The following is a 24,017-nucleotide window of genomic DNA, read 5'->3' on the forward strand; positions in this document are numbered from 1 at the left end:
GTCGCATGGGTGTGTGCGTCCGGCGCGGATCGGGCCGCGACGGGCCCGATCCGGCCACGGTCTTTACTGTACAGCGAGGCCCTGCGTGCCCGACAGCGGTGCAAACACCGGCGTTTCGCCGAGCTTGACCAGGTCGCCGTTGGGCAGGATGAAGAACGACGCGACGGCACCGGCACCAGTTTCGTTGACGACCAGCGTGGCGCCATCGCCACTCACCTTCAGGTCGGTCGGCGCGCGGCCGGCACCCAACGCCGCAGCCACGCCATCCTTGTGGGTGAGGCGAAGCTGGCCGCGCGCATCCGCGACATAACCGCTGATGGTGCTGCTGCCCGCGTTCGCCACGTAGGCGAACTGGCCGCGCGTCGCGAGCCAGCACGATGCGGCCTGGCCATCGGGCACGGAGGCATCCAGCGTAGCCAGGGTGCCGTTGCGGCCGATCGCGTAGGACGACACGGCATTCGCGCCGGCTTCGCTCACCAGTACATGGCCGAGCCGGTCGAAGCCGAAGCCGAACGGCGCCGGGTCACTCGAAGGTGTGGTTGTGGGCGTAGCGGCGAGCGTGCCATCACGGCCGATGCGGAAGGTTTCAATGCTGCCCTGGCCGCCGGCGTGCTTGATGGTGACGACCAGCCACTGGCCCGACGGATCCACCTCGATCTGCGAGGCCGTGTTGCCCACGTTGGGCTGGTTACCCTGCAGCGGCACCTGCGTACCGATGCTTCGCGTGCCATCGACCGTCGCCACGAGGTAGCCGCCATCGGTGATACGGAAGGTGCTGATCGAGCCAGCACCTGCGCTGTTGAGCACGTAAAGCGAATGGCCGGCCTGCGCGAGGCTCACCGGGTAGGTGCCGCCTGAAGGGAACACGCCGACGACGGACGGACGGCGGTGGCGCACATCAAGCACCGAGATATCGTTGCTGCCCGCATTCACGGCGAACAGCCAGCGTCCGTCTTCGCTCAACTGGAGCGAGTTCTGCGAGCCGAGCGGATCCGGCGGCGGCGCGGTGGTACCGACGCCGACACCCAGGCCACCCGTGGCGGTGACGCCCGTATTCACGAGCTTGCCGAACAGATCGCGTTGCAGGTCGGCAATGGCGTTGCCATCGGCCGCATTGGACATGACGTAGACGTGCGGGCCAAGCAGGGGGAAATGTGCCGGTGTTTCAGCGGCAAGGGCGCCCGTGGCGGAGAGGGCGAGCGAAACAGCAACGGCGAGGTGGGGCAGGTGTGCGCGCTTCATACGAGGGCCTCATGGGTCCGTGGGAAAGGACAGCGACGTTCTGCCTTTCCATTCGTAGCGCGCGGGCATTCGGTTACAGCAAAATATTGCGAATAAAAAAACACCCCAGGCGATGGGCATCAAGCCCACCTCCTGGGGTGCTTCAGTGGCCCTGCTTAGTGCTTCGGCAGCGCGTAAGCGACCACGTAGTTACCCTTCGGCGTATGCATGAAGTGGTGACCGGTGGCGGTGATCACCACGAACTCGCGGCCGTCCTGCTCGTACACCATCGGCATCGCCTGGGCGCCGGCCGGCAGCGGGGCCGACCAGATGGTCTCGCCGGTGGTGATGTCGATCGCGCGGATCAGGTTATCCGTCGCCGCGGCGATGAAGACCAGGCCCGACTTGGTGATGACCGAGCCACCGTTGTTCGGCGTACCGATCTGGATCGGCAGGCCGGTGGGCAGGCCGAACGGGCCGTTCTCGCGAGCGGTGCCGAACGGGCGATCCCACACGGTGCGACCGTCACGGATATCGATGGCGCGGATACCACCGTACGGCGGCTCCTTGCAGAGCATGCCCGTGGCAGGAAGCTGCCAGCCGGCATTGACGTTCACCGCGACCGGGATGCCTTCCTGCGGATCGCCCGCGCCTTCGGCACGCGCTTCCTGCACCGGGTCGTTGAGGATGTCGCGTGCCTTCCAGCCGAGCTTGTCGGCCTCCGCGCGCGGTACCAGCGTCGTGTAGTTCGGCATGTCGTTGTAGTTGGAGATGATCAGGCCGCGAGCCGGATCGAACGACACACCACCCCAGTCGACGCCACCGTTGTAGCCCGGGTAGTCGATGATCGGCTTCTTGACGTCGGGCGGCGTGAACTTGCCGCGGTAGTCGGCTTCCGCAAACTGGATGCGGCAAACGAGCTGATCCAGCGGGCTCAGGCCCCACATGTTTTCCGGCTTCAGATCCGGCTGAGCGACCGAGTTGAACTTCGAGAACGGCTGGGTCTTGCTGCGCGCAGCCGGTTCAAAGCCACCCTGCGGCACCGGGCGCTCTTCCACGCCGAACAGCGATTTGCCGGTCTCGCGGTTGAGCACGTAGAACTCGCCGTTCTTCGTCGGGAAGATGATCGCCGGCACCTTGGTGCCATCCGCCTGCGGGTAGTCGAGCAGGGTGGGCGGGGAGCCCGGATCGTAATCCCACACGTCGTCGTGCGTGTTCTGGAACGACCAGCGCGGCAGGCCGGTCTCGACATCGATCGCGGTCAGCGACGGCGAGTACTTGTTCTCGTCGGCCGTGCGGCTGCTCGAGTAGTAATCGCCCGAGGCATTCGCGACCGGTAGGAACACCAGGCCCAGCTTGTTATCGCCGGTGAACGAGGTCCACACATCCGGCGAGCCACGCTTGTAGAGGTCATCGCCCTGGCGCGGTTCCGGATGGGTCGGATCGGCCGCATCCCAAGCCCACTTCAGCTCACCGGTCTTGACGTTGTACGCCTTGGTGACGCCGGCGGGACCGAAGGCGCGCTGGCCATCGACGGTGGTGTGACCCACGACAATCGTGTCGCGAATCACGACAGGCGGCGAGGTGATCGCCACGTAGCCGTGGTAGACCTTGCCCATGTCGGTGGTGAGGCTGACTTCACCATTGGTGCCGAAGTCCGTGCAGCGCGCACCCGTCTTCGCATCGAGTTCGATGACGCGGGCGTCGAGCGTGCCGAGGATGATGCGGCTGTCGCACATGGCGCCCGTGGCAGGAGCCGGTGCAGCTGCATCGGGCGTGCCCGTGTTGGCCGTGGCCGTGGTGCTGGCCGGATCCTGGTAGAAGCTCATCGAACGGCACGAAGGCGTATACGGCACCGACTTCGGCGTGATGCCCGGGTCGAACTCCCACTTCTTCTCGCCGGTAGCGGCATCGAGCGCCTCCACCTTGTTGAGGTAGCCGCACACGTAGACCATGTTGCCGATCTTCAGCGGGGTGTTCTGCACGCCCCAGCGCGTATCGGTGGGCACATCGCCGACCTTGGCGGTCCAGGCGACCTGCAGGTCCTTCACGTTGGCCGGGGTGATCTGCGTGGCCGACGAATAACGCTGCGCCGCCTGGTTGCCGCCATACGCGGGCCAGTCGGTGGAGGGGATGCCGCTCTCCGTGCTCGGGCCGGTGTCGGCCGTGAACGGGTTGTCGCCAGCCGCCGGGACGTTGCTCGCCGCGGTGACATGGTGCGGCACGAAAGCGAGGCCACCCGCAATGACGAAGGCCAGCAGCAGCACGGCCGTGGTCAGGCGCGCGACGCTGCGCTTGAGGTGCTGGTGCAGGTTAGGCAGCAGCAGCGAGAACAGGATCGCGAAGATGAGGGTGAGCGCGAAGCGCGGCACCCAGCCCCAGTAGTCCGCACCGGCTTCCCAGATGGTCCAAAGCAGGGTGAGGACGAAGAGGACGCCGAACCAGAGCGTGGCGCTGGGGCGGCGACGGGCGAGGGTGATGGCACTCGCCAGGCTAAGCAGGCCGGCAATGGCGTAGTACCAGTTGCCGCCGAGGCTGATCAGTTTCGCGCCGCCAATGACCATGAAGAGGCCAAAAAGCCCTAAAACGAGCGCAAGCAGCCACCTGCCCCAGCGTGCGAGGGCACTTTCAGGTGAATTCATTTCGATTCTCTCAGAGGAAAGAACGCCGTCTGGCGTCGTCCACGCCTTTCGGTGGATAGAAGGGTCCATTCCCTATGGACTCGAGTGAGCGAGCAGGCATGCCGTGGCATGATGTCGCGCCTGCATAGCTATGCAACGATACGCCCGAAACTGAGGTGAGGCAAGGAAATGCTACGCTCGGCGGATGTCACGAGCCCTTTCCAATCCGCCCGGCGCAGCACGCGCCCAGCCGTCATCCACCGAGGTGGCACGTCTCGCCGGGGTATCCCAGTCGACCGTGTCCCGCGTCTTCAGCGCCGGTGCCGCAGTGTCCCCGGCGGTGCGTGATCGCGTCATGAAGGCGGCCGAGGCGTTGAACTACCGGCCGAACGCCTTGCCGGCCATCCTGCAGACCGGGCGCTCGGGGATCATCGCAGTGGTGGTGGGTGGTTTCTACAACCCGTTCTTCACCGAATTCCTCCGCTGCGTGACGGCTGCACTGCGCGAACGCCGGCTTGAGATCATGCTGGTGGACACCGCGAGCGACGATAACCTCAACGACATCGTCGGCGAACTCTCTCGCTACCGGATCGACGGCGTGATCAGCGCGATGGCCATCCACTCGACGCGCGTCGCGAAGAAGCTGGAAAGCGCAGGTATTCCGATCGTGGCGGTCAACTCGAAGCGTGTCGGCGGCATGCGGACCGTATCGACCGACAACCGCGCCGCCGGTGGTGCCGCGGCCGATGTGCTCGTGGACGCGGGCTGCCGTGATATCGCCTATTTCGCGGGACGTGACAGCCAGGCCCAGGCCGAACGCGAACGTGGCTTCCTCAAGCGTCTTTCGGATCGCGGCATGCCGGAGCCGCAGCGCGCGCTGGCGGGCTTCACCTATGAAGAAGGCTATGCGGCGGCCGTCGAATGCTTCTCGGGTCGTTCGCGCCCCGATGGCATCTTCTGCGTGAACGACCTGGTCGCCATCGGCGTGATGGATGCGTTGCGCAAGGAGTTCGGTCTCGATGTGCCGGGTGATGTCCAGATCGTCGGTTTCGACGATATCCCCATGGCGGGTTGGCGCGGGTACGAGCTGACGACGTTCCACCAGGACATGGACGCACTCGCGCGCGGCTGCGTGGATCTTCTGGCCGACGCGCCCGCCGACACGCGCACCACCGTACCGTGCCGCCTCGTCGTGCGTGAAACCACGCGAAACCGCGCTCGCTAACTCCGCCAAAAAAATGCGCCAACATTCCGCACACTGACCGGGGAGTCTCGGCGGCGGAATGAGGCGCAAGTGTCACACGGGGAGCGGTGTCGCTTTTATGCGGTGGTGTCAGTCTTAGAAGTCGTAAGTGACCGAAAGGCGCGCGTAACGCGGATCGGTTTCATACAGCGGGATCCGGTACTGCGGGTTCGGGGTGTACGGCGAATCGCCTTCCTTGTTCGGATTGCGGAAGATCGCGCGCTGCTGGTTCAACACATTGAAGACGTTCGCCGCGAAGGCCAGCTTGTCGTTCGCAAAGCCCGGACGCCAGGTCACGCCAAGGTCCAGGGTGAACGTCCACGGCAGGCGGCCATGGCTACCCGGCGGCGAGGGTTCGCCGTCGCACCAGTGATACGCGTTGCCGTAGCCCGTGGGGTTGGAGTGATCCGGGCCGTAATAGCCAAGGCAGAGCTCCGGGCCGCCGGAGGCGACGTTGAGGTTGCCTGAGACCTGCCATTCCGGCGCGACCTGCCAGTAACCGTACGCCTTGAACACGTGGGTGTGGTCGTTGTTCTGCACACCGTTGGTGTTCACCATGATAGCCGCGTTATCCCAGTCTTCGCTGGCGGACGCGCCGCCCTGGCGAAGATCGGAGCGCACCTGGCCTTCGGTGTTGCCGTACGAGCGCGAGAACACGTAATCGAACTTGCCGTACCACGTACCGTCGAACGAGTGCTCCATGAACAACTCGAGGCCGTAGTACTTGCGCTTCAGGGCCTGGAAGCCCATTTCTTCGCGGCTTAGCGGCACGAGCAGCTGGTTGCCCTGGGCATCAAGCAGCGTGAACGTGTTCGACTGGCCGGCATTGATCAGGTAGCAGCTGTTGGTCTTGCTTGGATCAGGCGTGAAGCCGAGCGCTGCCGCCTTGTCGGTGACGCGATCGATTTCGCAGTAGTCATCGATCGCGGTGCGCAGCAGGCGCCGGGTCAGCTTGGCTCCGTACACCCAGTTCTCACCGAGGGTTTTGTCGAAGCCAAGGATGAATTCGTCCTGGTGCTCGGCCTCCAGGTTGCGGGCGGTGACAGTGCGTGGATCGGGCGGTACGCCGTAAGAGTTATTCGCCGACACCGCGCCGCTGATCTGGGTGAGGCCGGTGGGCACGCCGTTGGCATCGATGCCGCCGTACGTGTAGTACGTCTGCGTGGAGACATAACCCGAGGCCGCGCCGGTCGCCGGGTTGAGCGGCAGGCCAAGGTAGTAGCGCCCCGCGTTGCCGAACACCTTGAAACTGCCATCACCGAGCACATCCCACGAGGCGCCGATACGCGGTGCCCACTGCGGTTTGGTCTGGGTGATGAAGGCCTGGCCGAACGGGTTGTAGTCGGTGAACTGATCGTTGCGAATACCCAGCGAGAACAACACGCGGTCGGTAACCTGCCATTTGTCCTCGAGGTACTGGGCGCGCTGGTCGGAGCGCACGGTGACGAGGTTGTTACTGACGTTCTGGCTCACGTAGTAGCCGTCCGCGCCGTTCGGGTAGAGGGCCGGGGCGGGAACGAACTGGTCGCCGGCGGCGGTCGAGATCGGGGCGTTCGGGTTGATCGTATGGCCGTAGTTCCACACGTAGCCCGGGCCGGGATCGCGCGTGCCAATATCGTTCGCCTGCGATTTCATGTTGTCGATACCGGCCAGGATCGTGTGGTCGCCGATCTGGTAGCTGATATCGAGGCGGAAATTGCGCTGCTTATTGCCGCGATCTGCGTCCGCGAGGCTGGTGACCTGGGTGTTGCCGATCGGCGTGCCACCATTGAGCGCCGGATTCTGGCTGGTGACATTGGCAACGCGGGTGAGGTTGGGGTCGTAAGCGCCCGGCGAGTCGTAATCCGAGGTCTTCATCTCGCCCCACAGGGCCGAAATGGTCAGGGAGTCGGTGATGTAGCCGGTGTACTTGAACACATGCAGATCGCCGCCGGTCTTGGTGTCGTCGACGGGGCCGATCGTGCCAAGGCGCTTGCGATCATTGAAGTCGTAGTAGTAACGCGTGCCGCTGCCTTCGCGCTTATCCGAGGCACCGGTAACTTCGAGGATGTTGTTGTCGGTGATGTTCCAGTCGAGCTTGCCGTACCAGCGCGGTGCGTTGAACCGGTTGGTCGAGGCCGGGGTGCTGGTGTTATCCACGGCGTTGACGTTGTGCTGCTCGTTGCGCTCGAACTCGCCGGCCACGAACAGGAACAGCTTGTCCTTGATCAGCGGGCCGCCCGCGTAGGCGCTGACCGTGGTCGTGCTGCGCGTGTTCTCGCTCTTGGGCCAGTAGAGGTTGCCGGCGACCTGGGTCGCGGGTGTGCTCGTGTAATGCAGGTCCTGGTATTTGGCGCGGGCGAAGGCTGGCTCCCAGAGCAGCTGGGCGCCGAACTTCCATTCATTGGTGCCGCGCTTGCCGACCTGGCTGATCACGCCGCCGTCGGAGCGGCCGTACTGGGCGCTATAGCCGCCCGTATACACTTCCTGCTGGTCGATGGCGCCGTAGGGCAACTGCAGGCCACCCATGCCATTGAGCGGATCGGTCGTGTTGAAGCCGTTGATGTAATAGGCGTTTTCCGTGACCGATGAGCCACTGAAGCTCACCGTCGAACGGCCTGTGCCGCTGGTGAAGCCGCCGCTGTTGGCAACGACGCCCGGGGCCAGCTTGGCCACGGCTTCGGCATTGCGGCCCATCGGTAGCTTGGCCAGCTGTTCCGCGGTGATGACCGTACGCGAGTCCACGGTGGTTACGTCGATGTTCGGCAGCACCGTGCCGGAGACGGTCACGCCGCTAAGGGACGTGGCATCGGTAGCGCTGGCCGAGGCAAAGCTCACATCGGTGCTCTGGCCCACGCGCAGGCCGACGTTCTCGCGCGTTTCGACCGTAGCGCCATCACGCAGCAGCGAGACCTTGTAGCTGCCGAGTGGAAGATTGGTGGCCGAATAGCGGCCCTTGGCATCCGGCTGGACCTCGCGGCGGACGCCGGTGGAGCCTTCGACGACGATGGTCTGGTTCGACCCGGCAGGCACGCTACCGCTGATGTTGCCGGTGGTGGACTGCGCGAAAGCGGTTGAAGTGGTGGCCAGGCCAGCCAGGACGGCCATGGTCAAGGTGGACTTGCGACAGAACGTGCGACAACCAAACTGGTTCTTCATGCCTTCCCCATAAGCCAAACCCCAGGAAGACGGCAGCACTAGGTCGCCTCGCGGCACCCGGTTGGGCACTGCAAGTCGTGTCCATGTTTTGTTCGAACGATCCCGCCCCTTAACCCAGGCCCCGTCACGCAACGGCCCATTTATCTCGATCTAAATGGGCGTGCGTAAGATGTAACGCAGTGGACATGTGATGTCTATACGAATTTTTGCGATAGAGGTATAGACGGCCAAATGGTGCACATTACTTGATTTCGGCAAGTAATTTCTTCGCAGGGCGTGCGGGCTGCGTCACGTTCTTCTGAAGCAAGGCGTGGCGCGCGTGACTGGATATCCGTTCGGTTTGCGCACTGAGACATAGAGCCACCGTATCTCAGGGGAAAAAACCGAATGAATCGCACATACCGTCTCGTATGGAACAAGGCCCTGCGCGTCGTGCAGGTAGTGTCGGAACTGGCGTCGAGTAGCGGCTCGGAGCCGGCCAGCGGTGCGATCGCGCCGCCGCGCTGCAGCCGGCTGTGGTCGGCCTTGTTGGCCGCTGGCCTGTGTGTGGTGGCCATGCCTGTATTCGCGCAGGACGCCTCGGCAGGCGGTTCCGGCGGCGGCTCCGTACTTCCGGGCAGCGGGGGCGGCGCCGGTAACGGCATGGGCGGCGGGGCGCCGCAGGGTACTACCGAGGAGTACGCCACGGCAGGCGGCGCTTCCGCGGTGTTGGGAGTGGGCGGTGCCGGTGCAACGGGTACCGCATCCGACGAAGGGATGACAACCCTCGGTGGGACGGGTGGCTCGGTGGGGGGCGCCGGTGCGGCGATAGTCGGCGGGCCCGGCGGCGATGGCTCGCAAGGCAGTGGCCTCGCGCCTAGTGGCGGTGGCGGCGGTGGCGCCGGCGTCTACACAGCGGCCGCGACGTACACCTTCACCGGCACGTCAATCACGGGCGGCGCGGGCGGAGCAGGTGGCGCGCAATATTTACTTGATGGTGCGGGTGGCGGCGGTGGTGGTGGCGCCGGCCTCGTGTCGGCGGTGGGATCGGGGTTCGACCTGACGTTGACGGCGGCTCAGTCGATCACGGGTGGTGCCGGCGGCGCCGGTGGCGATGGCGCGGTATCCGGCGTCTCCACGGGAGGTGGGGGTGGCGGCGGCGGTGACGGCATCCTAGTCATGGGCGACGGTGCGCACATCACCAACGCGGGCTCCGTCATGGGCGGTGCCGGGGGAGCGGGTGGTAGCGGTGGCGTTGCCGGTGGAAGCGCGGGCGAGTCCGGCGCAGGGATCCGTGCGCTCGGGACGGGCTTGACCCTCACCAACACCGGTGTGATCCGCGGGGGCGCAGCCACGGGAAACGGTGCTTCGGGTTCGGCGGTCGTCAGCCAGTCCGCAGCAACGATCGTTAACGAGGGGACCCTGGCCGGCGGCGCTACCGCGGACGGCCATCATGCGTCGGCGGTCGTGTTCAACGGTACGAACAATGCGCTCACACTGCTCGCGGGCTCCACGGTGCAAGGCGCGGTGGAGTTCGGTAGCGGCGCGACCGGCAGTGTCTCGACGGATGCCGCCGTGTCCCTGGATGGCGTGAAGCTGGACGGCAACGACGCGAGCGTCACGTTCGGCACCACCACAAATACGAGCTCGATCAACACAGGTGACATCAGCGGTGTTGGCCATCTTCGCAGTAGTGGTTCAGGCACGCTGACCCTGGGCAACGTCAACCTCGACGGCGATCTCATATTCTCGCATCCGGGGGCGACGTTTACGGCCGGTACGGTGCGGACCACGGGCGAGCAGTTTTACACCGGCCAGCTCATTCTTAACGAGGCCACGTCTTTCAACAGTGGCTCGAATATCACGTTCGGCGGCATCGCGAGCTCGAATGACCTGGATGTCACAGCCGGCGGCAACATCTCTTCGACCGGCCCGGTCGTGCTTGCCGGCACTAGTCGTTTCGATGCGGTTGGCAGCGACATCACACTGACCAACACCGACAACATTTTTGGTGGACAGGTCGACGCGTCTGGCAGGAATATCAGCATCGTGACGGATGGCGCATTGCTGCTCGACACGATCCATGCCACTGGCGATGCGTCTTTCCACAGCAATAGCAGTGCTCTCGTGCTAAGTGGTGACGTGGACGCCAGCGGCACGCTAGCTTTGAGTGGCGCTTCCATCTCGCAGGTCGCGGGTAGCCTTGCAACGCGTTCCCTGGCGGGAAGCGCTCTCGGAAACATCACACTCGATAGCGTCGGCAATGCGATCGAGGCAGTCGGCAACCTGACGGGGCAAAGCATTTCGCTCGCGAGCAGCGTGCCGGTCAGCTTCACGGGGTCGGTCAATGCGCAGTCGCTGGCGGTCTTATTGCCTGGAACGTCCGTGGTTACCGGCGCGCTTTCGGCCGGCACGATATCGCTTAACGCAGCTACTGGCCTCGCCGTCGGCGATGGCGGAACCACTGGATCAATCGCCGGCAACGTGGCCAACGCGGGCACGCTTTCGTTCAACCACGCCGACGACATCACCTACGCCTACGATCTCAGCGGATCGGGTGCGCTTGTCAAGAAAGGCGCGGGCAAGCTCGTGCTGGAAGGCGATAGCAGTCAATTCAGCGGACTAACCACGGTGACGGCGGGTAGCCTGATCGTGGGCGGCGCGGCCAACAGTTCAGCGATCCTCGGCGGAACCTCCACGGGTGGTGTTGCGGGTGTCACCGTCGGGAACGGTGGCGCGCTGGGTGGCCACGGCACGATCCATACCGATGTGAACGTACTCGCCGGTGGCACGCTTTCGCCGGGCAATTCGATTGGTACCCTGACGATCGACGGCAATCTCACGCTCGCGCAAGGCAGCACCTTGAACGCTGAGCTTGGCTCGGGTGGCCAGGGCGATCGGGTCGTCGTCGATGGGGATGTGGCGTTGAACGGCGCGACACTCAACGTGATCAACGCCGGAGGCATGGGTAACGGCGTCTATAACCTCTTCAGCTAGTCGGGCAACCTCAGCCTGGCCAACGGAGCGCTGCTCCTTGGCGCTGCACCGCAGGGTCGTTCACTCGCCCTGCAGATATTGACCGGCGATCGCCAGGTGAACCTGATCGACAACGCCAGTTTGACGCTGACCTTCTGGAATGCGAACGGCATGGCTTCGGCGGCACAGATGGGCGGCGGTAGTGGCACCTGGTCCACGACCTCGGCGAACTGGACGAACGCAGAGGGCTCGCTGCTCAACAGTCCGATGACGCCGCAGCCGGGCTTCGCTGTTTTCGGGGGTGCATCAGGCTCGGTCGCCGTCGATAACACCGATGGCTTCGTGGCGGCGACCGGCATGCAATTCCTGTCGGATGGCTACGCGCTGACCGGCGATTCTCTGGTGCTCACAACCAATGACGGCACGATGCCCGTCATTCGTGTCGGTGACGGCACCGCAGGCGGGGCGTCCACGGTTGCCGTCTTGTTCAATGCACTTGACGGCACCCAGGGTCTTGAGAAGGCGGACGCGGGGACGCTCGTGCTCGCAGGCGCCAACTTCTACTCGGGCGAGACGGTGATCTCCGGTGGCAAGCTGCAGGTCTCGTCGGATCTGAACCTTGGCCTCTTGGCTAACGGCGTGACGTTGCAGGGCGGCGCACTCTCGATCACAGGCACCACGTACGCCTCGACGAACCGCACCCTCACGCTGGGCACCGGTGGCGCGCTGGAAATCGACGATGCAGGGAACACGTTCAACTGGCAGGGCGACATCACGGGATCGGGTGCGTTGACCGTGCAAGGTACGGGCACGGTTCTGCTCAACCGTGCTAACGACTATGCCGGCGGAACGATGGTGCCGGGGAATCTGCAGATCGGCGCAAACGGGGCGATCGGTACCGGCGCACTGACCCTGGCCAATGGCGGTCACGTGTCGCTCGCAGCCAGCGGGCTCGACCTGGCGAATGCCATCGCGGTCCAGGGCGACGCGACGCTTGACACGAACGGCAACGACGCAACCTTCAGTGGCGGCGTGAGCGGGCAGGGCAGCACCCTGCACAAAGCAGGTGCGGGCACGCTGGTGCTTACGGGTGACAGCGCCGTGGACACGACGAGCATCGACGGCGGCACGCTGCAGATTGGCAACGGCGGCACCAGCGGTTCACTCGCGGGCAATGTCGTGAACAACAGTGACCTCGTGTTCAATCGATCGGATGCGTCGGCCTTTACCGGTGTCCTGACGGGCGCGGGCACACTGACCAAACTGGGCGAAGGTACGCTGCAGTTCACCGGCGACAGCGCGTCATTCACGGGTACCACGACCGTGGGCGGCGGTACGTTGCAGGTGGACGGGGCACTGGGCGGTACCGCGGTATTTGGCACTGGCAGCACGTTCGCGGGCACGGGCCACGCCGGCAACGTCACCCTCCAGAGCGGCGCCACGGTGTCGCCGGCCGGGGCGGGCACCATCGGCACGCTAAGTGTCACGGGTGACCTGAGCGTCGCCGCGGGCACGCAGTACACACTCGACCTCGATAGTACGGGCCACAGCGATCAGCTGGAGGTCGGTGGGAAGGCGACCCTGCAAGGCGGCTCGGTCGTGAGCCTGGGCAGCGCGGTGGGTCCGTGGAGCCATTCGAGTACGTACACGATCCTCGACGCCAAGGGCGGCGTGAGCGGCACGTTCGCTGGCGTCACGAGCAACCTCGCCTTCCTCACCCCGGAGCTGGCCTATACCGCCAATGCAGTGAACCTCACACTGGTTCGCAACGACGTCCAGTTCGTGGACGTCGGCAGCACGCGCAACCAGCGCGCGACGGCGGCGGCGATCGAGTCGCAGGGTGAAGATCATCCGGTCTTCGATACCGTGGTGAAGCTGGATGCGCCTGCGGCCCGTGCGGCCTACGATCAGCTTTCCGGCGAGATCCATGCGAACCTGCGTGGCGCGATCGCCGACGACGATCGCTATAAGCGCGACGCGATCAACCAGCACCTGCTGACCCAGTTCGCCGACGAAACCGAAGATCACACGGCGACCTGGACGTCGGCGTGGGGCCATAGCGGCCACCACGATGGCGACGGCAATGCCCTGAAGCTGGATAGCAACGGTAGCGGCCTGTTCGTCGGCGCGGATACCGGCCTGACCACGCAGTCGCGTATCGGTTTCGCATTGGGGGCCGGCCACATCTCGGCCAATGCGAAGAACGGCTCAACCAACGGCGACTCGCTCACCGCGGCGCTGTATGGCGGTGGCCACGTCGGCAACGTGGTGATTCAAGCGGGTGCCCTGTATTCCCGTTACGGCATCGATACCCACCGTACCGTCGATCTGGAAGGGCTGGCCGGTCGACAGAGCGGCAGCCTGACAGCGCATTCGATGCAGGGCTTCGTCGAAGGCGCCTACGACATCCGCTGGGACCGCGCGGCACTCTCGCCATTTGTGAATGTGGCGGCACAGCAGCTTCGCACCGATGCGCTGACCGAGCACGGTACAGACGCCGCGTTGAAGGTCAGTGGTGAAAAGAGCAATCTGATCTACGGCAGTCTTGGCCTGCGTGGCCAGACATCGTTCGGCGACGACGATCGTTTCAGCATCTTCGGCAGTCTCGCCTGGCAGCATGCGTCCGGCGATACGGATACGACGAGCAAGCAGCGATTTGTCACCGGCGGCGATGCGTTCGACGTGATGGGCACGCCGATCGCGAAGAACGCTGGCGTGGGTACGTTCGGGCTGCGCTATATGCCGACGGCCGCGGTGACCATCGAGGCCTCGTGGCAAGGCCAGTTCGCCAGTGCGGCGAAGGATCAGGCGGGTCGTTTGAGTGTGAACTGGGCCTTCTGACACCACGACGTTACGGGAGCCGCGCACGGCTCCCGTAACGCTGGCTTAGAAGCTAGCCCGCAAGGTGACACCGACGAGGCGGGGATCACTCGGCTGGCCCAGGATCAGCCCGGAATTACCCGTCTGGATCGTGAGCGCCGTGATGTAGTCGCGGTTGAACAGGTTCCTGGCGAAGACGTCGACTTCCCAGTTGTCGTTGAACCGGTAGCCAATGCTCGCATTGGTCAGTGCATAACCCGCGATCCGCGTGTAGATCGAGTTGGTCGTGTCGCTGTTGTAGTCGCTGCGTGCGTTCACGTCGACGTGGAACAGCAGCGCACCGGTATAGATCGGCATCTCGTAATCCGCGCCGATGGAGCCTACCCATTTCGACAGGCCGGCCAGCGGCAAGCCCGTTAACACGTAGGCACCGGGGGTGTCGGGGTTGCCCCGCGGGTTCGAGGTCTTGATGGCCAGGCTGGCCGGCGGGTTCAAGGGTTGGCACCCGCCCGCGGCGTTCGGGTTCTGCCATTCGAGCGGGCAGGGGCCCTTCGGGTAATCGCTGTACTTGCCATCGGCATAGGCAAACGACGCGCGCAGGGTAAAGCCCTTGAACAGCAAGGCGGCGAAGTCACCCTCGACACCCTTCACCTTCACCTCGGGGATATTCGACGGATACGTGCGCAGCGCTGCGGTCTCGATGCTCGAGGTGACATTCGCCTGGTAGTTCTTGACCGTCGTGTGATACGCCGCAAGGTTCAGGGTGGAACGACCTTCCCACCACGACGACTTGAAGCCAGCTTCCCACGTGGCGTTCGTTTCGTCCTTGATCACGGCCGTGGCGATGGCCGGATTGTTGGAGGCATCCAGCGGCAGGCCGGACATGTTGAGGCCGCCCGACTTGTAGCCATAGGCGTAGCCGACGTAGCCCATCATCCGATCGGTGAACTGGTACGCGAGGTTGGCACGGCCCGACGGGTTGCCGCCGTTGTCCGACGCCGTATAGCTCTGCGGTCGGAAGAGCGAGAGCTTCGCGTTGTCCTGGACAGAGCCTGGCGTGGTGGGCAAGCCCCCGGAAACCGTCGTTGAGTACGCGCCGTTCTTGTCTTCGTAGGTGTAGCGAAGGCCGACGGTTCCCGTCAGGCGGTCGGTGAACTTGTAGTTCACTTCGCCAAAGGCCGCGTAGCTCTTCATCTTGAAATGGGAGTCGCCGTACTGGCCATAGCCGTCGGCCAGATTGTCGGGCATGCCCGGGAAGCTCGTGGTGCTCACCAGCCAGTAAGTGGCGGCGGGGCCGTACACGCTGATCGGATGGCCATTGATCTCCTGCGTGAAGAAGTAGAGGCCGCCCACGTAGCTAAAGGGTCCATCGCCATTCGAGGCCACCCGGAACTCCTGGCTGTACTGATCCTGGCGCGAGGGGATTCGCTGCACGGTCTGGATGGGTACGCCAATGTAGTCACGATCGTTGGCGACATCCCATTTCCAATAGCGCCACGCTGAAATCGATGTCAGCGTCACCGGGCCCACGTTCCAGTCGGCATTGAGCGATACACCGCCGTCCTGCGTATCGATGTGCAGCGGCGCATCGATATCAGTCAGCCGGTCGTAGACGTCGCGGCTGGGTGGCGTATAGGCCGGGAAGCCGTGGGCGGCGAGGTTGGCCGAGAGGCCCGGGAATTGGCGCGCGGCACCGCGAAGACTCTTGCCCACCCGCAGGTAGTTCTGCGTGCAGCAATCGGAATCCAGGCTGGAGAGGTCGCCGATCAGTCGTACGTTCAGGCTGTCGTCGGGCTTGAACAGCAGCTGCCCGCGCAGCGCGTAGTTCTTGATCGAGTTTTCGTCCTTACCGGTGGCGACGTTGTGCAGCACGCCATCCCGCTCGGTGTACTGAGCCGAGAGACGGCCTGCCACGGTCTGGCTAAGCGGGCCAGAGACGCTGCCCTTCGCCTGGAGATAGCCATTCTCGCCGTAAGAGATCTCGCCGTTCCCTTCGGGTACGAACGTCGGCTCGCGGCTGGTGATGCTGATCGCGCCGGCCGTCGTGTTCTTCCCGAACAGGGTGCCCTGTGGCCCGCGCAGTACTTCGATCCGGTCGATGTCGGTGAAGTCGAACGCGGCAGTTGCCGGGCGGCCGTGGTAAACGCCATCGACATAGAAGCCCACGCCCGGTTCGATGCCATCGTTCGCCGCACTTACTGAGAGCGTGTTCGAACCCAGTCCGCGAATGGTGTACGCGGTATTACGCGGATTGGCCGAGTTGTAATACAGCGCTGGCACGAGCTGGCTGAGCTGCTGGGTGTTCACCGTATACGAGCGATCGAGCCATTCGCCTTCCACGACCGACACGGCGATGGGCACCTTCTGCAGGTTCTCCTCGCGCTGGCGGGCGGTGACGGTGATGTTGTCGAGGGTGGTCGGGGTGTCCTTGTCCTTATCCTTGTCCTTGGGCGGCGCGTCCTGCGCGGCGGCAGTAAAAGCGGCCAGGCACAGCACGATGCCGGCGACCAAAGGCGTACGACGCATACAGTTCTCCCCCAAGGCAATGTGCTCGGAACGACGATCCCCTGACCGCTATATATCGAACTATATTGCGGGAGACTTGCATGGATCAGCCCCTTCCGCAAACGCTTGCGGCTGGCCGGGGCCTGCGGCGCCGCGGGGGAGAGGGTTACACTGCCGGCATCCTTCCCATGGACGACCCGATGCTCCAGTTCGAAGGCTCTCTATGGCTCGCCGAAGGCGACCGGCGTTGGGGTGGCGCCGACCGCGTGGCCCTGCTGGTTCAGGTGGGCCAGACCGGCTCGATCACCGCTGCGGCCAAGGCGGCTGGCATGAGCTACAAGGGTGCCTGGGACGCGATCGAGGCGATGAACAACCTGGCGGGCGAGCCGCTGGTGCTGCGTTCGACCGGGGGCAAAGGGGGCGGCGGGGCGTCGCTCACGCCCCGGGCCGAGCGTCTGATCGCCTCCTTCCGCAGTATCGAATCCGCCCATCGGCAGTTCGTTGAGCAGCTGGCCTCGTTCGGTGAGGACGTGGCCTATGACATCCATCTCCTGAGGCGCCTGACCATGCGAACCAGCGCAAGAAACCAGTTGGCCGGGACCGTCGATCGCGTCGAGCAAGGCGTCGTCAACGACAGCATCGCTATCACGACCACCGGCGGCGCCCGCGTGGTGGCTACCGTTACTCGTGAAAGTACGGAACAACTGGCCCTCGCCCCCGGCCGACCGGTCGTGGCCCTGATCAAGGCGAGCTGGATCATCCTCGGTCTGCCGGGGGAAGGGCGCCTGTCGGCACCCAATCAGCTGGCCGGGAAGGTCTCGGGGATTCAGCTCGGTGCGGTGAATTCCGAAATCAGCGTGGCGCTGGACGGTGGCGGCTCCATCACCGCGATCGTCACGAAAGAGAGCGTGGATGCGCTCGGGTTGGCCGAAGGCACGGCCGTGCTGGCGATCTTCGATGCGTCGTCGGTGATCGTGGGTGTGACCGACTGAGGCGCCGTCCCGCGTTATGATCCATGGTCTCCTCAAACCTCACGGGTAACCCATGGCATTGATCGCACCGCTCATGGATGGGCCGATCGACCTCATTGGCGATATTCACGGCGAAATCGATGCCTTGCGTGACCTGGTGGAGCGCCTCGGTTATAGCGAATCGGGACATCATCCCGACGGGCGCCGGTTGGTCTTCGTGGGCGATCTCTGCGATCGCGGGCCGGATAGCCCCGCGGTCGTCGCGTTTGTCGCCGGTCTGGTAGAGGCAGGGCAAGCGCAATGCGTGCTGGGCAATCACGAGCTGAACATCCTGCGCGGCGAGCGCAGGGAGGGTAACGGCTGGTTCTTCGAGCACGACCACGACAAGGAAGAAGGTAAGTTCCTCAACTGTGCAACCGTCCCCGCCGACATGCGCTCGCCGATCCTCGATTTCTTTAGCTCGCTGCCAGTCGCGCTGGAAGGCCCGGGCCTTCGCGTAGTGCATGCGTGCTGGCAGGAGGATGTGATCGGCCTGGTGCGTACCGAGGCCGATGGCGACACCTCGATCAGCTTTGAACGCTGGGAAGAAGAGCTGCACGATCGCCTGCATGCCGAGGGCATATTCGCCGCGGCGGAGACCGAGCAGGCCGAGTTCGGCGCGCTGTTGCACGAGGCGTCCGCGCGGATTCCCATGTTGCCTAACATCGCCACGCTCGATCAGGCCAGGCAGATGGCGAATCCACTACGTGTGGTCACCTCGGGCGTGGAGCGCGCGACCGCCGCGCCGTTCTACGCGAGCGGCAAATGGCGGATGGTCGAGCGCGTCGCGTGGTGGAACGAATACGAAAGCGATGTCCCGGTGGTGATGGGCCATTACTGGCGCTGGCCCGTACCCGTGGATCGTGCGGCCTTTGGCAAAGCCGGCCCGGACCTGTTCGACGGCGCGCCCTTCGATGAGCCGCTAGGTGCCCGGCAGAACGTCTACTGCATCGATTACTCCGTCGGTCGCCGCTTCCAGGAGCGGTTGAAGGGCGGGCCGTTCCAGACCCGCCTTGGTGCGCTGCGCTGGCCTGAGCGCGAGCTGGTGTTCGACGGGCTTTAAGCGAGCGTTAGGCGCACGCTGCCTCGATGCGTTCGTCGAGGTTATCGACGAACGCCTCCATCGTGGTTTCGCCGAGATCCACTGCCTTGGCCCCGCCGCCTGCCACCACGCTGACGTCGGTAATCCCGATTACGCCGAGGATCACCTTCAGGTACCGCGTGGCGATATCGAAATCACGGATAGGCGAGCCTTCGGTGTAGACGCCGCCCGAAGCGATGAGCAGCGTCGCGCGCTTGCCGGTTACCAGGCCTTTGCCATCGAAGCCCAGCGTCTTGCCCTTGCGGACGATGTGGTCGACCCATGCCTTCAGTGACGACGGCACGTTGTAGTTGTAGACCGGCGTGGCGATGACGAGGTGATCGGCCGCGAGGAGTTCGGCGATCAGCGTGTCGGAGAGGCCAAGGGCACGCTGGGTCTCGGCGGTCTGCAGGTGAGGCGGTGTGAAGTAGGCCTGGAGCCACTCCGCCGTGATGAAGGTGAGGCCTGTGGTCGGCAGATCGCGCGTGACGATGGTGCCGCTCGGGTCGGCCTTCCGCCAGCGGTCCACGAACCGGCGGGTCATCTGGCGCGAGACGGAGCGCTCGCCGCGAGCACTGGTTTCAATGACGAGCAGGTGGGACATGGCGTACCTCGTGGTGTGTGCGGGAAGCCCACGGTAGCCAAGCGCATCCAGCGGCAGAAGCGATTAAATAGTGATATTTTCCATCGAAATAGTTGATGGATGGGATCGGTGTGATCGGTAGCCTGACGCTCGACCAGCTGACGATCCTGGTGACGATCGTCGACACCGGCAGTTTTTCCGCGGCAGGGCGCAAGCTGGGCCGCGTGCAATCGGCGATCAGCCAGGCCATCGCGACGCTCGAGTCGCTCCAGGGCGTCTCACTGTTCGACCGGGCAGGGCACCGGCCGGTGTTGACCGAAACCGGCCGTGCGCTGGTGGCCCAGGCGCGCACGGTGCTGGAAAGCGCCGAACGATTTGAGGCCGCGGCGGCGCGCGCCCGCACGGGCGTTGAACCCGAGCTGGTGATCGCCATCGATCCGCTCGTGCCGACCGCACCGTTGATGGAGAGCCTGCGCGGGTTGGCGGTGGCTTACCCGAACCTGCCAGTCACGTTCTCGACCGAAGGGCTCGGTGGGTCGCTCCGACGGTTGCGTGATGGAACCGCCGCCATCGGCATCTGCCTGCTCCTGCCCGAGGTGCCTGAGGACGTCACGGCACGCGCGATGATGCGCGTGCGCATGCGCCCCGTCGTCGCGCCACACCATCCGCTGGCGTCGCTCGGCCGTCCCGCCACGCGCGGTGATCTCGAGCCGCATGTGCAACTCGTGCTTTCGGATCCCGTGGACACGGAGCGTGGCAACTATGGCCTTTCGAGCTCGCGGCTATGGCGCTTCGTCGATCTGGGCCGACGCATGGATTTCCTCCTGGCCGGCTTCGGCTGGTGTCGCATGCCCGAGCATCTCGTTGAAGCACCTATCGCCGCCGGTCAGCTGCAATACCTTGAACTCGCCGAAGATCCTACGCCGCCCGAAGGCCTGGCGATCTATGCGGCGCACGCGCGCCACAGGCCGCCAGGGCCTGCGGGGCGTTGGCTATTGGCGGAATTCTGGCGTCACCTGGTGATGGATAAGCTTGTCGCGGAATAACGCGTTTTGGGCTTAGAGCCTGAAAGCCCCGACCACTGCCTTCAGCGCATGCGTCTGGTCTTCCATGGCCTTCGCAGCCGCCGCCGCTTCTTCCACAAGCGCGGCATTCTGCTGGGTCATGTCGTCGAGCTGGGTGACCGTGCGGCTGACCTGGTCGATACCCTGGCTCTGTTCCTGGCTGGCGGCCATGATCTCGTCCATGTACGTGGCGACGTGGCCGACGTGGGCGGTGAGGTCGCGAATGGTCGTGCCGGCATGGCTCACCAGCTCGGCGCCACGCGCGACGTCTTCGCTTGCTCCGGCGATCAGCTGCTTGATATCGCGGGCCGCGGTGGCCGAGCTCTGTGCAAGATTGCGGACTTCGCCCGCGACGACCGCGAAGCCGCGACCCTGTTCGCCAGCGCGCGCGGCTTCCACTGAAGCGTTCAATGCGAGCAGGTTCGTCTGGAACGCGATGCCGTCGATGACGCTGACGATCTCGTTGATGCGGGAGGAGGAAGCGCTGATGGCGTCCATGGTGACGACCACCTGGCCGACCACTTCACCGCCGCGCTGCGCGGCGCTGGCGGCATCGCGGGCGAGCGTATTGGCTTGCTTCGCGTTGTCGGCGTTCTGGCGCACGGTGGCGGTCAGCTCTTCCATCGACGCGGCGGTTTCTTCCAGCGAGCTGGCCTGTTCTTCGGTGCGCTGCGAGAGGTCCATGTTGCCGCTGGCGATCTGCGTCGCCGCGGAGGCGATGGCCGTCGTGCTGTGGTTGATCTGGCGCATCATGCCCTGCAGGCGCTCGACGAAACCGTTGAAGCTCGCTACCACGGCGTTGTATTCGCTGCCGCTGCCGTCCGGGAGGCGGCGGGTCAGGTCGGCATCGCCCGAATTCAACGTATCAATGTTGTCGCGCAGGACGCCGAGCTGCTTCATCAGCAGGCGGATGCCGATGATCAGCGCCACGACCAGCAACAGCGCGAGCGGCAGCTGCACTTCGGCCAGGCGCGTCAGGATCTGCGAGCTCTGCTGGGTAATAAGTGCGGTGGGCAGGCTCGTCGCGATGTACCAGGGCGTGCCGGTGATCGGCTGCACGAAGAGCGTGTGGGCGCCGTTGTCGTCGTAGTCCGCTTCAAGCGGCGCATTCTTCAGGTTCGGCATCGCGCGCGCCACTTCCGCCACCATGGGCGACGAAGCGGCAACGTCCGAGAGCTTCTTCAGGACGATATCGTCCTTGATGTAAGTGCTGTTGCTGACGATGGTGCCATTGGCTTCAACGATCAGGATCTGGCCGTTGACCCGCTTCTCCATGTCGGCGACGAGGTGATTGAAGAAGCCCAGCGTCACGTCGATCGTGGCGACGCCGAAGACGTCATTGCCCTTGTAGATCGCCATCGCGCAGTTGGTGCGCGGCTGGGCGCTCGCGTCGTCCTTATACGCATTCGCCCACAGGCAATGGCCCTTGGGTGCATCCAGGCCGTTCTTGTACCAGCTCTGTTCCCAGTACTTGAGTGCCGTGGGCTCGTTCCAGTGGGTGTTCACCTGGAGGTGGTTGGAGGCATCGCGGGCGTAGAAGGTGCTGTCGCGCTCCTTGGCCGGGTCGCGCTTGAAGGGCAGGGGCCAGATGCCGCCACCGAAGACGTCGGGATCGCCGTACTGGTCGACCAGGCCCGGCTGGAGGCGGTCGATCGCGGCGCTGTCCATCAGCGGCACGGTTTGCGTGATGCTGCGCTGCTGGGCTTCGACCTGGTGGAGCTTGGTCGTGATGACCACGCCGATCTCGTTGACATTACGGCTGACCAGCGCCGCCTCGGATTTGCGCAGTTCCGGGGTAATGAACACGTGGATCATTACCAGGGTGAGCGCGACCAGCAGGATGAAATAAGCCGCCAGGAAGGCAATGGCGCGGGACTGGGTGGAACGGAAGGGGGTCATGGGGTGCGGTGCGCGACGGTAGGCGGGAAGTTGCTCTATCGGCGAAGATTTTTCCGTCTTGAGCGATTTCTTGAGCAGGGCAAAAATCTCATGGCCGCTGAGCCAGCTTGCCGGCACGCGTCCGGGCAGTGGCGACCGGGATATGGCGGTCGTCGCAGCGTGGCATTAGGCTCTGGCTTCCGCACAACACAGGGCTGCGTGCCCGAGGGAAGGCGAACCATGAAGTCCACTCTTCTTGCCGTGGCCATTGCCGCGGCCGTTCTTTCCTCGGCGGCTGTATCCGCCGCACCGCCGCCGTCCAAGGCGACCATCGCGGCCGCCGTGGCAGACACGCACCGGCCGGCAAGTGACACGGAGCAGGATGCGGTCAGGCGCCCCGCGGACCTGGTGGCTTTCTCGAAGGTGAAGGCCGGCGACACCGTGATGGACGTGTGGCCCGGCCACGGCTACTGGAGCCGTCTGTTCTCGCCGGTCGTCGGTGCCAAGGGCAAGGTCTATGCCTATGTTCCTGCAGAGATCGCCGACGCCAAGAGCGACCCGGTGGCGCTCGCCAAGGCCATCGGTGCGGAGCCCGCTTACGGGAACGTGCAGGAGATTTCGGATCCGCTCGCTCAGCAGCCGCCGCCCGATATGTTCAATAAGTTCGACGTCGTCTGGACGTTCGAGAACTATCACGACATGCACGATAGCTTCATGAAGGGCGCGAGCGTCGATGGCTTCAACCAGGCGATCTTCAAGCTGGTGAAGCCAGGTGGCTACTACGTGATCGTCGACCACGCCGCGGCAAAGGGGCAGGGGCTGAAGAACACGGAAGACCTGCACCGGATCGATCCGGCGACGGTCAAGGCCGAAGTCGAGAAGGCCGGGTTCGTGCTGGATGGCGAGTCATCGGTGCTGGCCAATGCCGCGGACGATCATTCGTTGAAGGTGTTTGACCCGGCGGTGAAGGGCAAGACGGATCGCTTCATGCTTCGGTTCAAGAAGCCCGCGAAATAGAACTTAGGACTACAAGGATGATGGAATGAAGTGGACTCTCGCTGTTTGCCTTTGGGTGGTTTCAAGCGCTGCGGGCGCCGTCATCACCCGGGCAGACGTTGATGAAGCGAAATATCGAGCCTCGGCATCGGAACTTCCCGCCCTGGCCGATTTGCCCGACGAGGGGCATGGCGTGCTCATTGCCCCTCGCTGGGTCGTCACCGCCGCACACGCGGCGCCTATGCAGATGCCGGGCATGGATTCTGACGTGGTCATCGGTGGCGTGGCGCGGCGGATTGCACGTGTCGTTATCTATCCCGGGTACAAGAAGCTACCGAACGAGATCGCCACGGAGGCGTTGGCCTCGGGTGATCTATCCAAAATCTATGATTTCCTTGCCGCGTCCAATGACATCGCCCTGATTGAGCTCGTGTCACCGGTTACCGATGTCGCTCCCGTGCCGCTTTATCGCGGGCATGAGGAGGTTGGCATGACGGTGGAGCTGATGGGGAAGGGCGCTAGCGGCAATGGCGCCATGGGAAAGGATCCAGGTAGCGCGCACCGCACCGTTTTGCGGCATGCGTTCAATGTGATCGTTGGCGCCGATGACCGGTACGTCTCTTATCGCTTCGATCCGCCGCCGGCGGCCCTTCCGCTCGAGGGCATCACCGGGAGCGGCGATAGTGGTGGCCCACTGCTCGTGGGGACGGGGAGCGCGAGGCAGCTTGTCGGGCTAGCTTCGTGGAGCCGATATCCCAAGGACCATCCGTTCTGGAAGGAATGGACGCCGAAGAAGCCGTTCGTCGAGGGCCTCTACGGCGTCGTCGTGAATGCCGTTCGCGTTTCACACTATTCCCAGTGGATTGACAGTGTGATGTCCGGCAAGTAACAGCGCCTTCGGT

Annotated in this window: 14 protein-coding genes; 8 read left to right on the forward strand and 6 right to left on the reverse strand. The window is 64.4% G+C overall.

The features are described 5' to 3' along the window. Positions 1 to 63 precede the first annotated feature (63 nt). Both L2Y96_RS10410 and L2Y96_RS10415 read right to left on the reverse strand, forming a co-directional pair. A complete protein-coding gene (locus tag L2Y96_RS10410) occupies positions 64 to 1,242 on the reverse strand; it encodes a lactonase family protein (protein ID WP_247336528.1) in 1,179 nt (392 codons plus the stop codon). Between the two features lie 155 nt (positions 1,243 to 1,397). Further along, positions 1,398 to 3,863, reverse strand: coding sequence for a membrane-bound PQQ-dependent dehydrogenase, glucose/quinate/shikimate family (locus tag L2Y96_RS10415; RefSeq protein WP_247336531.1), 2,466 nt, complete (start codon positions 3,861 to 3,863; stop codon positions 1,398 to 1,400). Positions 3,864 to 4,047: 184 nt separating this feature from the next. On the opposite strand from L2Y96_RS10415, the gene L2Y96_RS10420 reads away from it, so the two are divergent. Then, the gene (locus L2Y96_RS10420) at positions 4,048 to 5,067 is read left to right on the forward strand and encodes a LacI family DNA-binding transcriptional regulator (protein WP_247336533.1); all 1,020 of its coding nucleotides are present in this window, start codon (positions 4,048 to 4,050) and stop codon (positions 5,065 to 5,067) included. A gap of 114 nt (positions 5,068 to 5,181) precedes the next feature. Here the strand turns inward: L2Y96_RS10420 and L2Y96_RS10425 are convergent, their stop codons facing one another. Further along, the gene (locus tag L2Y96_RS10425) at positions 5,182 to 8,223 is read right to left on the reverse strand and encodes a TonB-dependent receptor (RefSeq protein WP_247336536.1); all 3,042 of its coding nucleotides are present in this window, start codon (positions 8,221 to 8,223) and stop codon (positions 5,182 to 5,184) included. 387 nt (positions 8,224 to 8,610) lie between these two features. Between L2Y96_RS10425 and L2Y96_RS10430 the strand changes: the two genes are divergently transcribed. Together L2Y96_RS10430 and L2Y96_RS10435 are read left to right on the forward strand one after the other, a co-directional pair. Beyond that, entirely contained in the window at positions 8,611 to 11,199 is a 2,589-nt protein-coding gene (locus L2Y96_RS10430; protein WP_247336539.1) for an ESPR-type extended signal peptide-containing protein, read from the forward strand. 96 nt (positions 11,200 to 11,295) lie between these two features. Continuing rightward, positions 11,296 to 14,019 carry an autotransporter outer membrane beta-barrel domain-containing protein gene (locus L2Y96_RS10435; RefSeq protein WP_247336542.1) on the forward strand — a complete coding sequence of 908 codons (2,724 nt, stop codon included), beginning with the start codon at positions 11,296 to 11,298 and terminating at the stop codon, positions 14,017 to 14,019. A 45-nt stretch (positions 14,020 to 14,064) separates the two neighbouring features. Here L2Y96_RS10435 and L2Y96_RS10440 read toward each other — a convergent pair whose 3' ends face one another. After that, entirely contained in the window at positions 14,065 to 16,524 is a 2,460-nt protein-coding gene (locus L2Y96_RS10440) for a TonB-dependent receptor (protein WP_247336545.1), read from the reverse strand. 80 nt (positions 16,525 to 16,604) lie between these two features. On the opposite strand from L2Y96_RS10440, the gene L2Y96_RS10445 reads away from it, so the two are divergent. Both L2Y96_RS10445 and L2Y96_RS10450 read left to right on the forward strand, forming a co-directional pair. Then, positions 16,605 to 17,495 carry a TOBE domain-containing protein gene (locus L2Y96_RS10445; protein ID WP_247336548.1) on the forward strand — a complete coding sequence of 297 codons (891 nt, stop codon included), beginning with the start codon at positions 16,605 to 16,607 and terminating at the stop codon, positions 17,493 to 17,495. Positions 17,496 to 17,547: 52 nt separating this feature from the next. After that, positions 17,548 to 18,576, forward strand: coding sequence for a metallophosphoesterase (locus L2Y96_RS10450; RefSeq protein WP_247336551.1), 1,029 nt, complete (start codon positions 17,548 to 17,550; stop codon positions 18,574 to 18,576). A 7-nt stretch (positions 18,577 to 18,583) separates the two neighbouring features. Here L2Y96_RS10450 and L2Y96_RS10455 read toward each other — a convergent pair whose 3' ends face one another. Next, complete coding sequence (locus tag L2Y96_RS10455) at positions 18,584 to 19,198, reverse strand: FMN-dependent NADH-azoreductase (RefSeq protein ID WP_247336554.1); 615 nt, start codon at positions 19,196 to 19,198, stop codon at positions 18,584 to 18,586. Positions 19,199 to 19,293: 95 nt separating this feature from the next. On the opposite strand from L2Y96_RS10455, the gene L2Y96_RS10460 reads away from it, so the two are divergent. Continuing rightward, the gene (locus L2Y96_RS10460; RefSeq protein WP_247336557.1) at positions 19,294 to 20,223 is read left to right on the forward strand and encodes a LysR family transcriptional regulator; all 930 of its coding nucleotides are present in this window, start codon (positions 19,294 to 19,296) and stop codon (positions 20,221 to 20,223) included. Between the two features lie 12 nt (positions 20,224 to 20,235). Here L2Y96_RS10460 and L2Y96_RS22965 read toward each other — a convergent pair whose 3' ends face one another. Continuing rightward, positions 20,236 to 22,140, reverse strand: a complete 1,905-nt coding sequence (locus L2Y96_RS22965) for a methyl-accepting chemotaxis protein (protein WP_283248882.1) — start codon at positions 22,138 to 22,140, stop codon at positions 20,236 to 20,238. A gap of 219 nt (positions 22,141 to 22,359) precedes the next feature. On the opposite strand from L2Y96_RS22965, the gene L2Y96_RS10475 reads away from it, so the two are divergent. Further along, entirely contained in the window at positions 22,360 to 23,136 is a 777-nt protein-coding gene (locus tag L2Y96_RS10475; protein ID WP_247336560.1) for a class I SAM-dependent methyltransferase, read from the forward strand. Positions 23,137 to 23,161: 25 nt separating this feature from the next. Beyond that, entirely contained in the window at positions 23,162 to 24,004 is an 843-nt protein-coding gene (locus L2Y96_RS10480) for a S1 family peptidase (protein ID WP_247336563.1), read from the forward strand. Positions 24,005 to 24,017: the final 13 nt, after the last annotated feature.

The organism is Luteibacter aegosomaticola (assembly GCF_023078475.1).
GTDB lineage: Bacteria > Pseudomonadota > Gammaproteobacteria > Xanthomonadales > Rhodanobacteraceae > Luteibacter > Luteibacter aegosomaticola.

Bases quoted from the DNA above. Each gene is read 5' to 3' on its own strand.
- L2Y96_RS10410 (WP_247336528.1), bottom strand. From the start codon at position 1,242: ATGAAGCGCGCACACCTGCCCCACCTCGCCGTTGCTGTTTCGCTCGCC.
- L2Y96_RS10415 (WP_247336531.1), bottom strand. From the start codon at position 3,863: ATGAATTCACCTGAAAGTGCCCTCGCACGCTGGGGCAGGTGGCTGCTT.
- L2Y96_RS10420 (WP_247336533.1), top strand. From the start codon at position 4,048: ATGTCACGAGCCCTTTCCAATCCGCCCGGCGCAGCACGCGCCCAGCCG.
- L2Y96_RS10425 (WP_247336536.1), bottom strand. From the start codon at position 8,223: ATGAAGAACCAGTTTGGTTGTCGCACGTTCTGTCGCAAGTCCACCTTG.
- L2Y96_RS10430 (WP_247336539.1), top strand. From the start codon at position 8,611: ATGAATCGCACATACCGTCTCGTATGGAACAAGGCCCTGCGCGTCGTG.
- L2Y96_RS10440 (WP_247336545.1), bottom strand. From the start codon at position 16,524: ATGCGTCGTACGCCTTTGGTCGCCGGCATCGTGCTGTGCCTGGCCGCT.
- L2Y96_RS10445 (WP_247336548.1), top strand. From the start codon at position 16,605: ATGGATCAGCCCCTTCCGCAAACGCTTGCGGCTGGCCGGGGCCTGCGG.
- L2Y96_RS10450 (WP_247336551.1), top strand. From the start codon at position 17,548: ATGGCATTGATCGCACCGCTCATGGATGGGCCGATCGACCTCATTGGC.
- L2Y96_RS10455 (WP_247336554.1), bottom strand. From the start codon at position 19,198: ATGTCCCACCTGCTCGTCATTGAAACCAGTGCTCGCGGCGAGCGCTCC.
- L2Y96_RS10460 (WP_247336557.1), top strand. From the start codon at position 19,294: ATGGATGGGATCGGTGTGATCGGTAGCCTGACGCTCGACCAGCTGACG.
- L2Y96_RS22965 (WP_283248882.1), bottom strand. From the start codon at position 22,140: ATGACCCCCTTCCGTTCCACCCAGTCCCGCGCCATTGCCTTCCTGGCG.
- L2Y96_RS10475 (WP_247336560.1), top strand. From the start codon at position 22,360: ATGAAGTCCACTCTTCTTGCCGTGGCCATTGCCGCGGCCGTTCTTTCC.
- L2Y96_RS10480 (WP_247336563.1), top strand. From the start codon at position 23,162: ATGAAGTGGACTCTCGCTGTTTGCCTTTGGGTGGTTTCAAGCGCTGCG.